General features: G+C 65.0%; 13 protein-coding genes and 1 pseudogene. 8 read left to right on the forward strand and 6 right to left on the reverse strand.

The features are described from left to right. The coding region (locus tag AWC08_RS37695; RefSeq protein ID WP_218621753.1) for a hypothetical protein at positions 1-568 on the forward strand (568 nt) is incomplete at its 5' end. A gap of 120 nt (positions 569-688) precedes the next feature. On the opposite strand, the gene AWC08_RS27390 is transcribed toward AWC08_RS37695, so the two are convergent. From AWC08_RS27390 to AWC08_RS27410, 5 genes are all read right to left on the reverse strand, one after another. Then, complete coding sequence (locus AWC08_RS27390) at positions 689-1,129, reverse strand: hypothetical protein (RefSeq protein WP_197521976.1); 441 nt, start codon at positions 1,127-1,129, stop codon at positions 689-691. Then, positions 1,126-3,207 (reverse strand): hypothetical protein, encoded by a 2,082-nt coding sequence (locus AWC08_RS27395; RefSeq protein ID WP_069432774.1) that lies wholly within the window; start codon positions 3,205-3,207, stop codon positions 1,126-1,128. The genes AWC08_RS27390 and AWC08_RS27395 overlap by 4 nt, the downstream gene beginning before the upstream one ends. Beyond that, the gene (locus AWC08_RS27400) at positions 3,204-5,126 is read right to left on the reverse strand and encodes a hypothetical protein (RefSeq protein ID WP_069432775.1); all 1,923 of its coding nucleotides are present in this window, start codon (positions 5,124-5,126) and stop codon (positions 3,204-3,206) included. The genes AWC08_RS27395 and AWC08_RS27400 overlap by 4 nt, the downstream gene beginning before the upstream one ends. Further along, positions 5,126-6,589: a tyrosine-type recombinase/integrase gene (locus tag AWC08_RS27405; protein ID WP_069432818.1), complete on the reverse strand. Its 1,464-nt coding sequence runs from the start codon at positions 6,587-6,589 to the stop codon at positions 5,126-5,128. The genes AWC08_RS27400 and AWC08_RS27405 overlap by 1 nt, the downstream gene beginning before the upstream one ends. A gap of 205 nt (positions 6,590-6,794) precedes the next feature. Further along, positions 6,795-7,394, reverse strand: coding sequence for a TetR/AcrR family transcriptional regulator (locus AWC08_RS27410; protein WP_069432776.1), 600 nt, complete (start codon positions 7,392-7,394; stop codon positions 6,795-6,797). Positions 7,395-7,475: 81 nt separating this feature from the next. Between AWC08_RS27410 and AWC08_RS27415 the strand changes: the two genes are divergently transcribed. The 7 genes from AWC08_RS27415 to AWC08_RS27445 are packed head-to-tail and all read left to right on the forward strand — an operon-like array spanning position 7,476 to position 14,393. Beyond that, positions 7,476-8,897: an ABC1 kinase family protein gene (locus AWC08_RS27415; RefSeq protein WP_069432777.1), complete on the forward strand. Its 1,422-nt coding sequence runs from the start codon at positions 7,476-7,478 to the stop codon at positions 8,895-8,897. Next, positions 8,884-10,131: a cytochrome P450 gene (locus AWC08_RS27420; protein ID WP_083271004.1), complete on the forward strand. Its 1,248-nt coding sequence runs from the start codon at positions 8,884-8,886 to the stop codon at positions 10,129-10,131. Before AWC08_RS27415 ends, AWC08_RS27420 begins: the two co-directional genes overlap by 14 nt. Next, the gene (locus AWC08_RS27425; RefSeq protein ID WP_308207295.1) at positions 10,128-11,198 is read left to right on the forward strand and encodes a DUF4129 domain-containing protein; all 1,071 of its coding nucleotides are present in this window, start codon (positions 10,128-10,130) and stop codon (positions 11,196-11,198) included. Before AWC08_RS27420 ends, AWC08_RS27425 begins: the two co-directional genes overlap by 4 nt. Continuing rightward, positions 11,195-11,680, forward strand: coding sequence for a hypothetical protein (locus AWC08_RS27430; protein ID WP_069432779.1), 486 nt, complete (start codon positions 11,195-11,197; stop codon positions 11,678-11,680). The genes AWC08_RS27425 and AWC08_RS27430 overlap by 4 nt, the downstream gene beginning before the upstream one ends. After that, entirely contained in the window at positions 11,677-12,648 is a 972-nt protein-coding gene (locus AWC08_RS27435; RefSeq protein ID WP_069432780.1) for an AAA family ATPase, read from the forward strand. The genes AWC08_RS27430 and AWC08_RS27435 overlap by 4 nt, the downstream gene beginning before the upstream one ends. A gap of 13 nt (positions 12,649-12,661) precedes the next feature. Then, complete coding sequence (locus AWC08_RS27440) at positions 12,662-13,921, forward strand: DUF58 domain-containing protein (RefSeq protein ID WP_069432781.1); 1,260 nt, start codon at positions 12,662-12,664, stop codon at positions 13,919-13,921. A gap of 1 nt (position 13,922) precedes the next feature. Beyond that, positions 13,923-14,393 carry a hypothetical protein gene (locus AWC08_RS27445; RefSeq protein ID WP_069432782.1) on the forward strand — a complete coding sequence of 157 codons (471 nt, stop codon included), beginning with the start codon at positions 13,923-13,925 and terminating at the stop codon, positions 14,391-14,393. A gap of 594 nt (positions 14,394-14,987) precedes the next feature. Here the strand turns inward: AWC08_RS27445 and AWC08_RS38725 are convergent. Then, positions 14,988-15,137 (reverse strand): annotated as a pseudogene (locus tag AWC08_RS38725) (glutaredoxin domain-containing protein); the annotation flags it as partial. Between the last annotated feature and the right edge of the window lie 955 nt (positions 15,138-16,092).

Genomic DNA, 16,092 nt, shown 5'->3' on the forward strand with positions numbered 1-16,092 from the left:
CCACGACGACGGACCTACGCCAAGCCGCGGCCCCGTCGTAGACGTCGACTCCACACGCCGCTCACCTAGAGATATCGGCGGTCCTGTACTCGCAGCGTGGCCTACTCGCGAGAAGCTGGGTGAGATCGCCGACGACCCACGAACGCGAGCGCTTTGCGTGGTCCCTTGGGGTAGTGGCGAAGTCGACGCATGGGCGGCGGCCGCCGCACAACCCAAACTGCTCGGGCCCGCAGTTCGTCTGGAGCCGAGCTCAGGGCTCGATCCGATTGTGGTTGAAGGATTGAAGACGCTCACGCACTCGGTCAACATGGCGAACGACCTGGCTGGTCACTGGACCGCCGCGACGCCTTCGCTGTACTGCGCACGTCTCAAAGACGGCGGTTACCGGCTTCCGGCAGACTCGGTCTGCTCCTGGGCAATCGCCAACGGGTGGCCCGCACGGGCTGCTGAGCGGCTCCGTTCCCTCGCAGCCGATTTCGAGGCAGGCAAGCGCCCGCGGCTGCAGGGCGGGTACCCATTGCGTTCCGACATCCTCGATGTCTGGCGTCAGGAAGCATCGCAGGCATGACCCGTGCATCACACGACCAGTCGGCCGCGGAACGTATCAGGCCCTACAACACTGGACTGGCTTGGCTCTGGCCGTGATCGATCTTGGTGCGACAACGCGAGTCGGCTGGGCAATTTGGCCTCAGCGGTGAACCTTCATGGCGACGAGCCGGCCGTGCTGGTCAAGTTCTTGACGTAGCAGGGTGTTGTCGTGGTGCAGGGCGGCGATCGCGGTGGCAGCCGCGTCGAGTTGACGGTGCAGGTCCGTGCATTCGCGTGTCTTGTCTGCGAGTTTTCCTCGCAGAGTGCATAGTTCGTCGTTCTTGCGTGCCTCGCGCGGAGTGAATGCGTCGGAGGCGTTGATGCGGGTGTCCCATTCAGCCAGTATCCGTGTGGCTCGGTTCATGGTGGCGCGGCTGACGCCGGCCTCTTTCCAGAGATTGTCCTTGATCAGCCGTCCGTCGGTGCGTTGCGGGCGACCGGCCAGCAGTCGATCCATGGCCTCGCGTAAGCGTTTCGCAGCACGAGGCGACACTCCCTCGTCGTGCTCATCATCATCGGAGACCTCGGGACGGCTGCTCACGGCTGCTCCTTTTCGCCTTCGGTCTTGTCGAGGACAGATTCGACGGCGCTCAATTCACGTTGCAGCGCTTCCCTGCGGCAGGTCGACACTCCTGGCGTGGCGATGAGGGTGAGCAGGTTACGTCGCTCCGAGGCCCAAATGGGGACGTGCTCGGGGCCGATGACGCTGTTGGGGCATCGGTCCGGGCGACACCGATCGTGTAGCGGTCCCTTGTGGCCTTGAGGAACGACGGCGTTTTCCAGACAGGCTGCGCCGGCTGGGTTGTTCTCATCCATGACGCAGTGGTTGAGGACGCCGAACCGTATGGAGATGCGGGCTTTTCGGAGCAGGGCTCGTTCGACGCTCGCGTCGCCGGCTCGAGCTCGGACGCTGTGCTGAAGGTCGTCAAAGATTTGCGTCATCTGTTCGGCGCCGGGGCCGTAGCCGATCGGTTTCCCGGCTTTGTGTTCTTGGTAGAGGTCCTCGAGGCGTCGGAACCGGGCTACTTCGATCGCGGACTCCAAATGCCCGGCCCAAGAACCGTCGGCGTTGGCGTAGCCCTGGGTCGAATGGTTGGCCAGCGCTCTGGAAGCGATGTGTTTGAGCTGGATGCCTAAGGCGATCTCGCTGCCGGGGAACTGGTCGGTCAACATCGCCATTGTTCGTCGAAACATGTGCGGTCGTATCTGGCCGGGCGGGATCTGCTGCAGTCCGGTCCGGGCGCTGGTGGCGTTGACGTGTGCGGTGAAGGCGTCAAGCATCTGATCGCTGCGGGAGACAGCGGCATGGTGTCGGAGCAGGGGTGGAAAGAGCCGGTCGGGTCGGGTGGACAGCTGCTCCGCGACGACCACGGCTTCGGCGACCGGAGCGGTGATCCACCAGTGCTTGATCGGCAGGCCGGGGTCGTGTTTTCTCTTCGTGGATTTAATAGCTGGTGTTCCGTAGTAGTCGACGATCGAGCCGGGGGCGATCTCATGGATCTCCGAGTCACGCATCATCGACAGGCCCACGACCAGCACGTAGCAGGCGTTACGCAGCATGCAGCGCTCGAACCCTAGAGCGCGAGGGTCGAGCCCGGGATGCCAGGAGGCACTCGTACCGTTGCTGTGTTCGACAAGAACGAGGTCGTCGATGATGCCGGTCGTGGTCGGATGTCCTTGTGCGACCGCCTTCTTGACTCGGGTGATTCGTTGGCCGCCGGTAGACATGTTGCGGCGGAAGACGTTACTCCGACGGCTGTGGTCCGAGCCGATCATCAATGTCAGCAGGGACCAGTGCACCCTGCCTGGATTGTGGCCGGCTTCGGCATGAACCGGGATGGGGTTCGTGGGGTCGGCGAGGTACCGGTCCAGTCGCACGTCGTGGTCGCCCACCAGCGTTGCCTTGTCGACGAGCTCTTGGTATCGCTGTTGGGCTCGCAGGATGTCGGGAGCGAAGGTGTGCACGTAGGTCCAGGCGGAGCGGATCAACGGGAACCATTGTTCGGGCGGTATGGCGGGCGTGGACACAACCGCACCCTTGGCAGTGTGTGACGCTTTGCGGGCGCTTTTGCCGGCCCAGGGGTCACTTCGCAGTCCGTGACCGGTCAGGGCGGGCCCGTATTGGTGCAATGTTTTCAGGGTCGTGAGGTAGTTCCGGATCGTGTTGGTCGCCAGCTGTCCGCGCAAGTCCCGGATCGGGCGCCGCAGGTCGGTTTCGTGCCAGTCCCTCAGCTGCGGCGGCAGTCCGTTCATGTGACCCCACCTGGCTAATCGCCGCAGGTGGCTCAACCTGCTGAGCACCGTGGCTGGGTTGGCCGGTGCGGGTTTGAGGTAGAGGCCCGCGGCGGTGACTGCCGGGTGCCGTGGGTTGAACATGATCATGCTCAACTCCCGCGCCAGCAGATTCCACGACGGCTCAGTCAGTTCGTCGGAGAACACCAATGTCCAGGCAGCCGCGGCGAGGTTGGCCGGTCGGCGGATGACGCCGTTGAGGTTCCATGCCTCGGTGTTCCCGAACTGCGGCACCCGAGCGTCGGGCAGCAGCGGATGGGAGCCGATGACAGGTTCGTCGGCGTCGAAGACGCTACTGGGCTGAGGGATTGGTTGCTGCTGGCTCAACGGTCGAACTCCACGTCCGCGGCCAGGGGCAGATGCAGATCGGCCTCACCGGCCTCGATGTGCTTGCCGGCCAACGCTTTCTCCTCATCCGTGCGTTCGGCCAGAACTGCTTGCAGGTTGGCGTGGCTTTGTCCCCACAGCTCGGCGAAGTGCTGCGGGGACAACCGCAGCCGGAGCCGATCGAGGTGCTCAGCGAACAACAAAAGCTGAGGTAGATCGCTGGGCAGGATCCACGCGTTGCGGCATTCCAGACATCGCAGCGGCGCTACCGGGCACAACTCTCCTGACCGCCCATAGGGGGAGTTGTGCGGATCAGAGCATTGGGTCAGTCCCATGTCGAGTGCGCCGCGGCGGATGTCCTCGGCCTGCTGTCTGGTCAGGCCCAACGTCGCCGCCGGATCTGGTGCGTCCAGTACGTCGGTGGAGCTGGTGAGCACCGTCGGCCCTTGCAGCGCCGTGGAGAACCAGTGGTCCTGGGCTGTAGAGATCACCTGGCCAGACATCACGCGCAAGGTGGTGCCCTGGGCATAGTGCCCCCGGAACACTTCCACGTGGTGGTCGTTGGCCGCGTCGGCGATCCGACCGCCGAAGGCGATGGCCTTTTCGACCTTCGTCGACTTGCGCAGCCGGCGGATGTCGGGTGCTCCCTCGACCGTCACGCCTGCTCCGGCCAGCCAGTCCAGGAATCCGGACCGCTCTTTGTTGGCGGCCCACCACGCGATGCGCAACTCGTAGGCCTGCGTGACCGATGCCGCCACAAACAATCGACCAGCTGTCCCTGGCGCCCGCAGCCGGGCCTGCTCGGTGACGTGCATGAGGCGCCGGATGATCGCGCTGACTTCCCGGTGGGGCCGGTCGGTGAAGTCGACCGGCTCACCGACCGTGTCCGGACATGCCTCGGTGCCGAAGGTGCGGTGCCGGACCTGTTGGGCCCGCCGCTTGATCAGAGTCAGCCGGACGCCCGAGGGAAGGAACTCGACATCGGTGTCGGTCAGCGCGGTGACCTCCTCGGGTGCGTGCCCGGTGGCCGCCACGAGCAGAACCCGGTAGGGGTGTAGGTCGAGGTGAGCGGGGTAGAGCTGGCTCACCAGCCAACGCACCAGGAGCATCTTCGCGAGTCCTGGATAGATGGGCCGACCAGACTGTTCGATGCAGGCCCGCAACTCCGCTGGCCACCGCGCAAAGACGGGCAGGTTCTCGCGGATCTGTGTCGGCGTGATCTGCTGACGGGCGAGGCCCCAGAGCAGGTTTGTGACGTCGGTCCACCCGTGCTCGGCGGGGTGCCGCCCCCGGGCGGCCGATGCCCAACCGTCGGCAAGTCGGGTATCCAGCTGGTGTGCCCACGCCCATGCTGCGCGGACCACGGCACGTTTGTCCGTGCGGGAGAACTCGTCGAGTTCCTGGCTGCTGCCTGCGGGCACTCCGATCGCGCCGTCGACCAGGCGACGCAGATTCGGGGTGACGGGTCGCTGTTCGTGCTGTGCGCGGCGCGCGATCAGCGCTCGCACACTCCTGGCGAATCCGGCCGGTGTCGTCGAGCCCGCTGGGTAGCCGGTGGGAAGGGATCGCTCCCATTCGTCCAATACGGCCGCCACGTCGGGGTGCTGGCCGTTCAAACTGGCCCGGTGGGCGTCCTCGCCGAGTAGCAGGTCGACTTTCGTGCAGAAGTGTCGGATCGATCGTTGACCGTGAGCGACCGAATCGTGCGAGATTTTGCTGGTCTCGGCGTAGTCGGCCCATTCGTCGGCCAGCTCACCGGCCAACCGAGCGCACCGGAACTCGTTGGGGTCGAACGTGACTTCCCGCAACGTCCCGCTACGGTTTGTAGCTCGCGCCATCCGAATGCCGATGCGGGCCGCCGGCGCCGGCTGCTCGGGGACCGGTGGGAATTCACGCTGGTGATCTCCGCGGCGCGGCATCAGCGGTCACCGGCCTCGGTGAGCATGCGGCGGGCGATATCGGCGTAGGTGTCACCTTCCTGCACCGTCCACGCTGAGAACGCGGCGTCCACCGCGTTCATCGGGTCGTCGGTGTACTCCAGGTAGGCGTACGTGCTCGCTGGGCTGGAGTGTCCGAGTCTGCGGCTGACGATCAGCAACGGGTTGTGCTTGATGTGACCGCCCAGATAAGCCAGGTGGCGTCGGCGCCGCGCCACCGCGTCCAGCTCGTGGCCGTCCATCTGCCGTTCTAGATAGGACAGCAGTTGCAATGCGAAGGTGTGCCTGGTGTCGTGCCATCTCCACCGCCGCCGGGGCAGCACCGGCGCCTCGGGGTGACCGGCGTGAACCTGCATCCGCTCCCAGGCGTCGCAGCGGATCCGGTACCAGGAGGACGGGCCGAGCATCTGACCGCCGTGGCCGATGAAAACCGCCAGCGGCTCGACACCATTGTCGTTCTCCTGCATCGTGATCCGCCGCAGGTCCGGTTCCATCGCGGACATGGTGAACGTCCGGCGCTGACCGTCAAGGACACCACGCAGCTTTCCCGCCTCGTGATCAACGCGGTCGACCACAAACAATTCCCGGCGTCGCCGCGCCAACGACCTCGCCGAGGCGGCGACGAGCTCCGGGCGCTCGATCAGCAGGAAGTTGTCCACAGCATCCACCGCCGCAGTGGGAACGTAGATCTCGCGGTACTTGCCGTACTTCGCGCATGCCTGCACCGCAAAGTCAACCGGCTCGCCGGGCCGGCGCTGTCCGGCGCCGAGTTCGGGCAGTAACACTGTCGACCACTCTTGCGGGCGCATCCCCGTGCTGAGCGCTAAATCGGCGGCGGCCCGGTTACGCAGCGGCGCCAGGCCCCGGAACACCGGGCTGACCTGAGAATTCGGTAGTTGGCCGCCGAGACCGACGTCGCGGAAGTACCGGTACTGTGCCAGGGTCATGTGCCGGATGTCCATGCCGCGCTGCAGGCGGGGCGCCAGCGGATTGCCGCCCTTGCGGGTCATCCGCAGCGGTCGGTGCCCCAAATGGCCGTGTTCGACCAGCCATCGGTAGAGCTGGTTGAGCAGTTGGGCTTCCTTCGCCCACGTCGTATCACCGACCGGCTTGTCCTGCGTCTGGGTCCGCAGAACGCGGTATGCCGAGAAGTCTGATTCGGTCGGATCAAGCAGGCCGCGGCCGCGGGACTCAAGGAAGTGGACAAAGCGCCGCACGATGTAGGCGTACTCATGCAACGTCTTGGCGTCCTTATCGTCGTACGCCAGGTGGCGAAACCACGAACACAACGGCTCGATCGGCAGCATCGTCATCTCGTCGAGAAATACCGGTGTGCCCGTCGGGATCGCCCGATCCTCCAACAACCGCACAACTTCGGCCGGGTCCAAGACCTGTCCACCGAGGTGCTTGCGTACCAAGGACGGGTCCACGAACGACAGGAACAATGGCACTCCCAGGAAGCAGCAGCGGACAACGCAAACATTGTGTCGGGCTGCACCGACAGGAACCCGTCAAGACTCCCGACGGCGCAGGACGACGCACGCCGCCGATGAGGTCCGACATGCTTCCGGCCACGAGCGTGATGGGTACCTCCACCAACCATTAAGAAAGTGCATCAAGGGCAGCGACCTTGCTGGCCAGACAAGGGTCTCACGGTTGACTTTCGATCCGGCTGGTAAGTGTTGTGGTCCATTCGGCGATGTAATGCTCGTCGGCGGCGATATCGGGTTTGGGTGCGTGGAATACGGTGCTGGTCGCCCATCTCCCGAGCAGTGCATTGACCCCGACGGTGGCGAGGGTGGTGGCGTCGTGCGGGCTCATCGCTGGGGCCCAGCTCTGTATCCAGTCGGCCAATTCGGCGTACAGACCGTCGAACAGCGCCGCGTAGGCGTCGCGCAGTCGCGTGGAGCGGCTCGACGGGATGTGAGAAGCGATTTGCAGCAGCTGGGTTTCTTCGTCGAGGACGGCGAGCACGTAGCGGCCCATCATGGTCAGTTCGATTCGCAGGTCACCGAGCCCTGCGAATAACGCGCGGATATCACGCATCGCGTGACGGCGGTCCAATTGCCGGTCGATGCCGGCGTCTAAGAGCGCTTCTTTGGATTTGAAATGGTGGTAGAGCGCGCCGGAGCCCGGTGCCAGGCCGGCGGCGGCTTCAATCTGGGCGACGCTGGTGGCTTGGTAGCCCTGCTCGCCGAACAGGCGCATCGCTTCGGTGACGAGCCGTTCGCGGGTGGATGCTTCCTGCATTGACCATCTCCTAAGTAAACACTTAGTATAAACAAGTACACACTTTAGCGCCTCGGTAGAAGCGCCGCTAGGAGGTCAGCGATGGCGGGCCAGGAGAAACCGCTGCCCCAGGGAAGGGTCCGGCGCACCATGCCGTTGGCCGGGTTCACTGCGCGCGCCGCTGGTGGACGGATGGTGGCGTCGCTGCGAGAAAAGACCGGTGACGCCGGTGCGGTTGCGCGCTTTCACGAGAAGACCGCCGAGCGCTACTCGGAGTTGCTGGGTCACTCCAAGGGCGTGCTGATGAAAGCCGGGCAGATCTTGTCCATGGTGGACACCAGTGGTGTTGGCAGCGGCGGGTTTTCGCCGTATCAGAAGGCGCTTTCGCGGCTACAGGCTGATGCGCCGCCGATGGATCCGGCGCTGGCCCGGGAAGTCGTGCAGGCCGATTTGGGCCGATCCGTTGAGGAGTTGTTCGCCGAGTTCAGCGACGAACCGATGGCGGCCGCGTCCATCGGACAAGTCCACCGCGCGGTGCTGCATGACGGCAAGCAGGTAGCCGTCAAGATCCAGTATCCGGGTGCGGCTCAGGCGATTCGCGCCGATTTAACCAACACCGAACTGCTGGCGACGTTCTTTCGGATCCTGTGCTCGGCCTCAGGTACCACGATGCCCGATCTGCGGCAAGCCACGCAGGAGATCACCGCCCGCATCTCCGAGGAAATCGACTACCGCCGCGAGGCGGCCAACATCACCGTGTTCAGAGAGCTCTACCGTGATCATCCCTTCATCCGGATACCGCAGCTCATCGCTGCGGCCTGCGGTGATCGGGTACTGACCATGACCTATTTGGACGGGCTGGACTGGGCTGCTGCACAACAAGCTGACCAAGACCTGAAAAACACCTGGGCGGAGGTGCTATGGCGGTTCAGCGGGGGCTCGCAACGGCACGCCAATCTGTTCCACGCTGACCCGCATCCGGCGAACTATCGCTTCGGAACCGACGGCCGGATCGGCTTCGTCGACTTCGGCTGCGTCAAGGTGATCCCCGAACGTCAGCGTCGCCGACTGATCGGGTTGAGTCGGGCTGTCATCGACGGACGCAAGCACGACATGCGCAACCTGATGGCCGAGTTGGGTTATTTCGCAAACGGTTTCACCCTCTCTGCAGATGAGGCATATAAGTGGCAGGCTCAAATCCACCACGAAGTGCTCGCCGCTCAGCCGGTGACCTACAACCAGGACACTTGCCGGCGCGCCGTTGGAGCCCTGCTCGACGTCGGCCGCTGCTCCGACCACCCCGTGCGTCGCTTGACGATTCCCGGCGATCTGCTGTTTTTCTCGCGGATCAATCTGTCCAGCAACGCGATACTGGCCACCCTAGGTGCCACCGTGTATGGCCGCTCCATCGCAGACGACATGGACGGAGTCGCCGAACCCACCACCGCGCTGGGCAAGCAGCACGATGCGTGGGTGCGCCACCGCGGCTTACCGTACGGGTGCCAGCCTCATGACCACCCCTAGCACCGCAGCACCACGCCTGCCCTGGGACGCAGCAGATCCCTATCCGTTCTACGCGTGGCGTCGCCGCGACGGGGACGTGGTCTGGGACGACACCGCCCAAGCGTGGCTCGTTCTCAGCTACGACGCCGCACAAATTGTACTCGGCGGATCGGGGTGGACGAGCGATCCACGGGCCAACCCCACTGCGCGAGCGGCGATGGATGCCTTCGGTCCGGAGTTGGCCAATCGGAACATGCTGTCCACCGACGGTCACAACCACCTGCGGCTACGGGGTTCGGTGCGAGACGTGTTCACACCGTCCTTCATCACCGGCCTCACCGCAGGGGTCGAAGCAATCGGGGCGGGCGCCGTCGACCACCCGCCTGCAGGGGTGTCGTTCGACTTCATGACGGACGTCGCCCTGCCCCTGCCGATCGCGGTCGTCGGGGAGTGGCTGGGCCTGGACGCCGAGAGCTCACGACTGCTGCGCGAAGAATCGCCGGCGATCAGTCAGCTGCTCGGTGCGTTCGCCGACGCCGAGGCAATAGCGTGTGGCGCCGCAGCATTCGCCTCGCTTCTAACCGAGTTCCTTCCGCTGGCCGCCGACCGGCGCACCCATCCCGGAGACGATCTGCTCAGTTTCATCGCCTCCGACCCGGACCTGCTTCTCGACGACGTCGTCATCACCGCAATCCTGATCGCCGTCGCGGGTCACGAAACCACGGCGAATCTGCTGGGCGCGGCCATGATCCGACTCCTGACGGTCAGGCCAGACGGGACCCGCATTGTTGATGGCGTCGACCCGTCCGATCCAGCGCTGATCACCGAACTGCTCCGGCTCGACGGTCCGGTGCAGGCCACCGCGCGCACGGCGACCCAGGACCAGCTCGTCGGCGACGTCGAAATAACCTACGGCCAAACAGTTCTCGTGGTCGTGGCCGCCGCCAACCGTGACCCAGCCGTCTTCGCCGAACCTGACCAGCTGCGGCTGGGCCGCCGCGGGCCCGCGCCGCTGGCCTTCGGCTACGGGGCGCACTACTGCCTCGGCGCGGCGTTGGCGCGACTGGAAACCACGGTGGCGTTGCGCCGGGTCCTGGCGCGCAACCCCGCATTGGCCGGGCCACCTACGTGGCGCGACACCCCGGCAATCCGCGGGCCGCTCAATGTCCCGATGATCTTTCACCGCTCGTCGCCGAACGTTGCCCTCTCGGCTGAGCGCCTTGAAGTCGAACGTGAAAGCCCACCGGTTAAATGAGCGAGCATGGCCCCACCGGCCTGCCTCAGGAAGGCGAGCACACTGCGGCAGCCGCGGGCAGCAACCAGGCAAGTGGTGTGCCGATGCCCGGTATCGACACGTCGGCTGGACGGATGATCGCGCTGCTGGCACTCTTGGTGCTCGCTGCCATCGCCCTGCACGGATATCTTCCGGGCACCCAGCGCCCTACCCGCGAGGAATCGACCAGCAGTCCCGCAGCACTGACTGTGGTGGTCGCGATGCTCGTTGTGTCGCTCGGGATCATTGCGGTGGCGGTCATCGTGCGGGTGAGGGAGCCGCACGTGGTGTCCGCCGGTTCGGCCGGCGCCGACGGCAGATCACGTCGATCACGCGACGGCGGGGGCCGACCGACGCCGCGGGCGTTGCTGATCACGCTTGGCGTGATTGTCGCGGGGCTGCTCATCGTGGTGCTGCTGGCGCTGAGCTTGATGTTGCTGATACCACAGGTCTCGCAGCACGTTTTCGGTCAGGGTCCGCAGGCTCCTTCTGGAACCGGATCGAGCACCGCCGCACCGGGCGACAACAGCGGCCCGCCACCGCCGCGGGACCCGGGGGACAGCGGCGGGAATGTCCTCGGCTACCTCGGTACGAGCGCGGTGATTTTTCTGCTGATGCTTGCCGTGGGAACGCGTGTGGCAACGCGCCGGCAGCGGCGCGCGGCGAGAACCGACGCAATCGTTGACGATCATTCCGACCCCCCCGCCCGCGCGCGGGCGTCGGATTCGTTGGTGCGGGCCGCCGAACGCGGATTGGTCGAGATCGGGGATGTCAGCCGCGAGCCACGCAAGGCGATCATCGCGTGCTATGTGGCGATGGAACACGCGCTCGCGGCTTCTCCGGGAACGGTTCCGCAGGATTGTGACACTCCATCGGAGGTGCTGTCCCGAGCTGTGCAATACCACGCGCTCCACACCGATAGTGCGACCCAGTTGGTGGAGTTGTTCGCCGAGGCGCGGTTCAGTCCGCATGTGATGAACGAGTCACATCGCGAGGTCGCGGTACGCATGCTTGAGCTGGTCCTCGCCGAACTGCGAAGCGCGGCATGACAAAGCGGGTGGCCGGCGGTGTGTGCGTCGTGGTGACAGCCGAGCTGCTGGCACTGTTGCTGCCCGATCGCCGGTTCGTGCTGTGCATTTCTGGAGCCGCGGTGGCTCTGGTGCTGTTTGGTGTTCGCCGATTCCTGGTGCCCGAAACCGAACCCCTGCCCGCTGGCTCGGATTCCGACGATGCCGGCGAGTTGTTGCGCCGCTGGCAGTCGGGAACCGAGACGTTGATCCATTGGTCGGAATCCACCCGATCGGACTGGGACCGGCACCTGCGCCCGATGTTGGCGCGGCGCTTCGAAATGGCAACCGGCCAACGACGCGCCAAAGATCCGGCAGCATTTGACGCCACCGGCCGGATGCTATTCGGCCAGGAACTGTGGGGATGGGTCGATCAGGAAAACATCGCGCAAACCGGTGGTCGCGAGCCCGGGCCAGGCCGCGGCGCACTCGAGGAAATTCTGCAGCGATTGGAGCAGGTATGACGATTCCGGCAACAACCACCACCTCCGCCCACGCCGAGGCGGTGCTCGACGAAATCGAACGGGTCGTGGTCGGCAAGCGGCCCGCACTCACGCGCATCCTCACCGTGGTGCTCGCACGCGGCCACGTGCTCATCGAGGATCTTCCCGGCCTGGGCAAGACGCTGATCGCGCGATCCTTCGCCGCAGCATTGGGGCTGCAGTTCACCCGTGTGCAGTTCACGCCCGACCTGTTGCCCGCGGACTTACTCGGCTCGACCATCTACGACATGCAATCGGGTCGCTTCGAGTTCCGTCGAGGTCCGATCTTCACTAACCTGCTGCTCGCCGACGAAATCAACCGGACGCCACCCAAAACCCAAGCGGCGCTGCTGGAAGCGATGGCCGAGGGCCAGGTCAGCATCGACGGCCAAACCCACCCGCTGCCAGCTCCCTTCATCGTTTTGGCCACCGACAACCCGATCGAATACGAGGGCACCTATCCGCTACCCGAAGCCCAGCTGGACCGCTTCGCGATGCGCCTCGAACTCAAGTACCTGTCCGAGCAGGACGAGACCTCGATGCTGCGCCGCCGCCTCGACCGAGGGTCGGCCGAACTGACGGTCAATCAAGTCGTGGACACCCACGAGCTGCTTGCCATGCGCGAATCGGTCGAACAGGTGAGCGTGCATGAGGATGTCCTGCACTATGTTGTGTCGCTGGCCACCGCTACCCGACACCATCCGCAAGTCGCGGTTGGTGCCAGCCCGCGAGCCGAACTCGACCTGGTCCAGCTCGCCCGGGCGCGTGCGTTGCTGCTCGGCCGAGACTATGTGATCCCCGAGGACGTCAAGGCGCTTGCCACTACGGCGGTCGCACACCGGATCACCTTGCGGCCCGAGATGTGGGTGCGAAAAATTCAGGGTTCCGACGTCATGGAAGAACTGTTGCGGCGCTTGCCGGTCCCACGGGCGCAGGGCGCAACGCAATGAGCGTCGGTGCAGCGTGATCGAAACCCGCCGTACCGACGTGCAGCTGCGCTGGCGCGCGTCACCGCTGACGCGGGCGATCGCCACCTGCGCGGGCGTGGCCCTGGCCGCAGCGGTGATGGGAACGCGCTGGCAGCTGATCGCGTTCGCGGCCCCCATGCTCGGCGTGCTGTGTTCGATCGGCTGGCAGCGGCCGGTACCCCAGGTCCAGGTGCACGCGCAGCCCGGTTTGCAGCGATGCTTCGAAAACGAGCACGCCCAGCTGAACGTATGGGCGACAACGGAATCGGCTGAGGCGGCCGTAGAACTCACGGCCGCGACGGTGGCAGGAATGCGACTCGATGCTCTTGACAGCAGTTCTCGCCAGCGGAAAGCAATTGCCGCCGCCGCCCCGCGCTGGGGCCGATACCCGATCCGGGCGCAGGTCGACGTTCTCGCCGGCGGCGGGTTGCTGATCGGCACAGCGACGATCGACGCCGCCGAGATCAACGTGTTCCCGTTAGCCCCGCCGCAATCGACGGGGATCCCGCGCACCGAGTTGCCCGATCGCCTGGGCACCCACCTCACGCGCCACATCGGCCCCGGAGTGGAATACGCCGACATTCGTGCCTACGTCCCCGGCGACCCGCTGCGTACCGTCAACTGGCCGGTCAGTGCCCGCCGCGGCCGGCTGCACGTGACCCAGCGATTGACCGACCGCGCCGCCGACGTGGTGGTGCTGATCGACACCTATCCCCAACCCCCAGGCCCGGCGACCGAAGCCACTGAACGAACCGCGCGCGGAGCCGTGCAAGTGGTGCAAAGCGCGCTGCGACAAGGCGATCGCGCCGGAATCGTCGCACTCGGAAGCCGCCGCCCCCGGTGGCTCGGCGCCGACATCGGCAGGCGGCAGTTCTACCGGGTACTTGATACCGTGCTCGGTGTCGGCGACGACTTCGAAACCACCACCGGAACACTGGCGCCTCGCGCGGCCATTCCCTGCGGCGCGATCGTCGTTGCGTTCTCCACGCTGCTCGATACCGAGTTCGCGCTGGCCCTGATCGATCTGCGCCAACGTGGCCACCACGTGGTCGCCGTCGATGTGCTGGAAGGTTCCCCGCTCGACGATCAGAGCGACCCTCTGGTCAATCGGATGTGGGCGTTGCAGCGCGCTGGCATGTATCGCGACATGGCCACCGTCGGTGTCGACGTGGTGTCCTGGCGAGCTGACAGCACGCTGGATCAGTGCATGCACCTGGTACCCGATCATCGCCGTCCGCGGCGGGCACGGCGATGACATGACACTATCCACGCCACCAGCGGCCCTCGTCATTTCGACCGCATGTGGGATCCTGGCGACCGCGGCAACCGGCGTCGCGGCCCACGGTCTCGGCTTTGTCGCAGTGATACTTGCCGTGCTTGCGGTACTGGCCGGGACGTTATTCCGCCCGGCCGCAACCCTGGCGGTGGTGCTCACCGTGATCGCGATCGTGCTCGCCGATCCCTCACCCCTGCTGGCCACGCTGTCCGGCGCGTCCGCTACTGCCTACCTGGTGCTGCGACATGCGGTAGCCGCGCCCCGCGGGCTCGTCACTGCCACCCAGCCGACGATGATCGCTGCCACCGGCTTCACGCTGACCACATTCGTTGCGGCGTCGCTTCCACTGCAGTTACCTTGGTTGCCGCTGTTGGCGCCAGTCACGGTGGTGGCACTCTACGTGCTAACCACCCGCCCGTTCATCGCCGACCAGAGCCGACGGGGTGGCTGATGTCGGCGCCCGTCAACCCCTGGCCTCAACGGAATATCGGACCGTTATGAGCCCCGATCAGGGCTGCTCAACCTCTCGATAGTCCTCCACTGCTCGAAGTCGAACGTGTCCAGGCTGACGTCGAGCCCCCCTCACAGCAAGGCCGCTGGCAACACGCAAGACTCAATAGGGAATTGGCCACGTATGGGTGCGGCAACCCCGGCACAGCTGTCGTGGTCGCGTCCGGGATTCATGCTCAGCCTCGACTTCCCCGATGGCACCCAGAATCAACCAGTTCTTCGAGCTCGAGGACCGTGTGGCCGCCGCGCGGAGATGATCGAGCGCATGTACCCACGGTCGGACGAAAGGCGAAGCAGACGCAACCCCGTCGACCCAGAACAGGTATTCACCTCCGACTCATCCCGCCGCGTGCGACTCGCTGGGTAAAGCCCGGCAGAGTGACTGCAACGACATAACTACGCGACGCCGGTCCCTCTGGGGCGGGGCGGAGAAACTGCGGCGCGGCGTAGCCGTGTCAAGAATGGGAGTGTCGCGGCGAGGTCGTTGTTGTCCGTCGCCGAGCATCGATGAGACATTTTCAAACCGGCAAGAGAACAGGTAGCCCAGCGCGATCACGTAGTCGCGGGCCTCGGCGTCGGTGGTGATGTCGATTGTCTGGTAGTGCACGCCTGCTTTATCGAGGGCGCGGAATGTGGCGGTGCATTGCACGCATGCGGGTTTGGTGTAGACGGTGAGAGTAGACATTGGTAGCCTCCTGATAGTAAATGCGGGATGGGTTATTGATAATTCAATATTACTGCGCCAATTAGGCTGGCGCTACATCGGTGAGAAACAAATTTGTTGATCTTTTGTCACGGATTCCCTGTGCGTATCGGACGCCGGAATCACTGCTCTTCACCGCAGGCCGACACTAGTCAGTCCAGTTGTTTGACAGCGCATTTCGCTTGTGACGGGTCTCCTTGTCTGGTCACTGTGCAGCGCGGCGGTGTCGCCCTGATTCTCGCGCGGAGTGACCCGGCGAAGAAATGCATTCTCTGACGGATTCCGCCCATCCAGTAACCAAGATTGATTGTCGTAATTTATTGGCTGATGCGTTCCCCTCCTGCACACTTCATTTGATTCCCGTCCGTCTGTGACATCTATTCTTTTTGCCCTTCTGGCAGCACGATCTAGACCGGGTTACGGGCGGTGGAGCGCAAGGCCCGGGCGCGAAGTTTTGCCAGGGAGCCCGTTGTGTGGGCGAGCGGCTCGGGGAAAAGTTCGCGAGCCCGCCACGGCCCGGAGCAACGCGCAGGCCGGTGCCTTGCGTGCAGCCGATCCGGCCGGTCACGATCGACAAGCCAGAAGGCAAGATGCGGTGTGCTTGTTGCACAACGGGGTTGGGCCGGTCAGATGGGAGTGGGGGCCAGCGCCGAAGCCCTGACCCCCACCAGCCGCCGAAGTTACTGCTTCCCGGCGTCGGACAGATACTCGCTGTAGACGGTCTCGGCATCGGTTGTGCCGGTGATGATTTCCTCGACCGCTGCCAGTGGGTAGTCGTTGGAGGCCAGCCACCGCAGGTAGTCCGCGCTGCCGACGCGAGGGCCGTACCCGTGCGCGGGCCTGCGCCAGGCGTCCTTGGAGGTTTCGGCTTATGTATGACTGAACACTGTTCGTGCCCAAGAAGAAGTGGTGGGACACCATGCGTAAGCGACGGTCG

The organism is Mycobacterium gordonae (assembly GCF_002101675.1).
GTDB lineage: Bacteria > Actinomycetota > Actinomycetes > Mycobacteriales > Mycobacteriaceae > Mycobacterium > Mycobacterium gordonae.

What these genes read in the sequence shown, in the direction of transcription:
- AWC08_RS27400 (WP_069432775.1), bottom strand. Translation starts at nt 5,126, where the DNA reads ATGCCGCGCCGCGGAGATCACCAGCGTGAATTCCCACCGGTCCCCGAG.
- AWC08_RS27410 (WP_069432776.1), bottom strand. Translation starts at nt 7,394, where the DNA reads ATGCAGGAAGCATCCACCCGCGAACGGCTCGTCACCGAAGCGATGCGC.
- AWC08_RS27415 (WP_069432777.1), top strand. Translation starts at nt 7,476, where the DNA reads ATGGCGGGCCAGGAGAAACCGCTGCCCCAGGGAAGGGTCCGGCGCACC.
- AWC08_RS27420 (WP_083271004.1), top strand. Translation starts at nt 8,884, where the DNA reads ATGACCACCCCTAGCACCGCAGCACCACGCCTGCCCTGGGACGCAGCA.
- AWC08_RS27425 (WP_308207295.1), top strand. Translation starts at nt 10,128, where the DNA reads ATGAGCGAGCATGGCCCCACCGGCCTGCCTCAGGAAGGCGAGCACACT.
- AWC08_RS27430 (WP_069432779.1), top strand. Translation starts at nt 11,195, where the DNA reads ATGACAAAGCGGGTGGCCGGCGGTGTGTGCGTCGTGGTGACAGCCGAG.
- AWC08_RS27435 (WP_069432780.1), top strand. Translation starts at nt 11,677, where the DNA reads ATGACGATTCCGGCAACAACCACCACCTCCGCCCACGCCGAGGCGGTG.
- AWC08_RS27445 (WP_069432782.1), top strand. Translation starts at nt 13,923, where the DNA reads ATGACACTATCCACGCCACCAGCGGCCCTCGTCATTTCGACCGCATGT.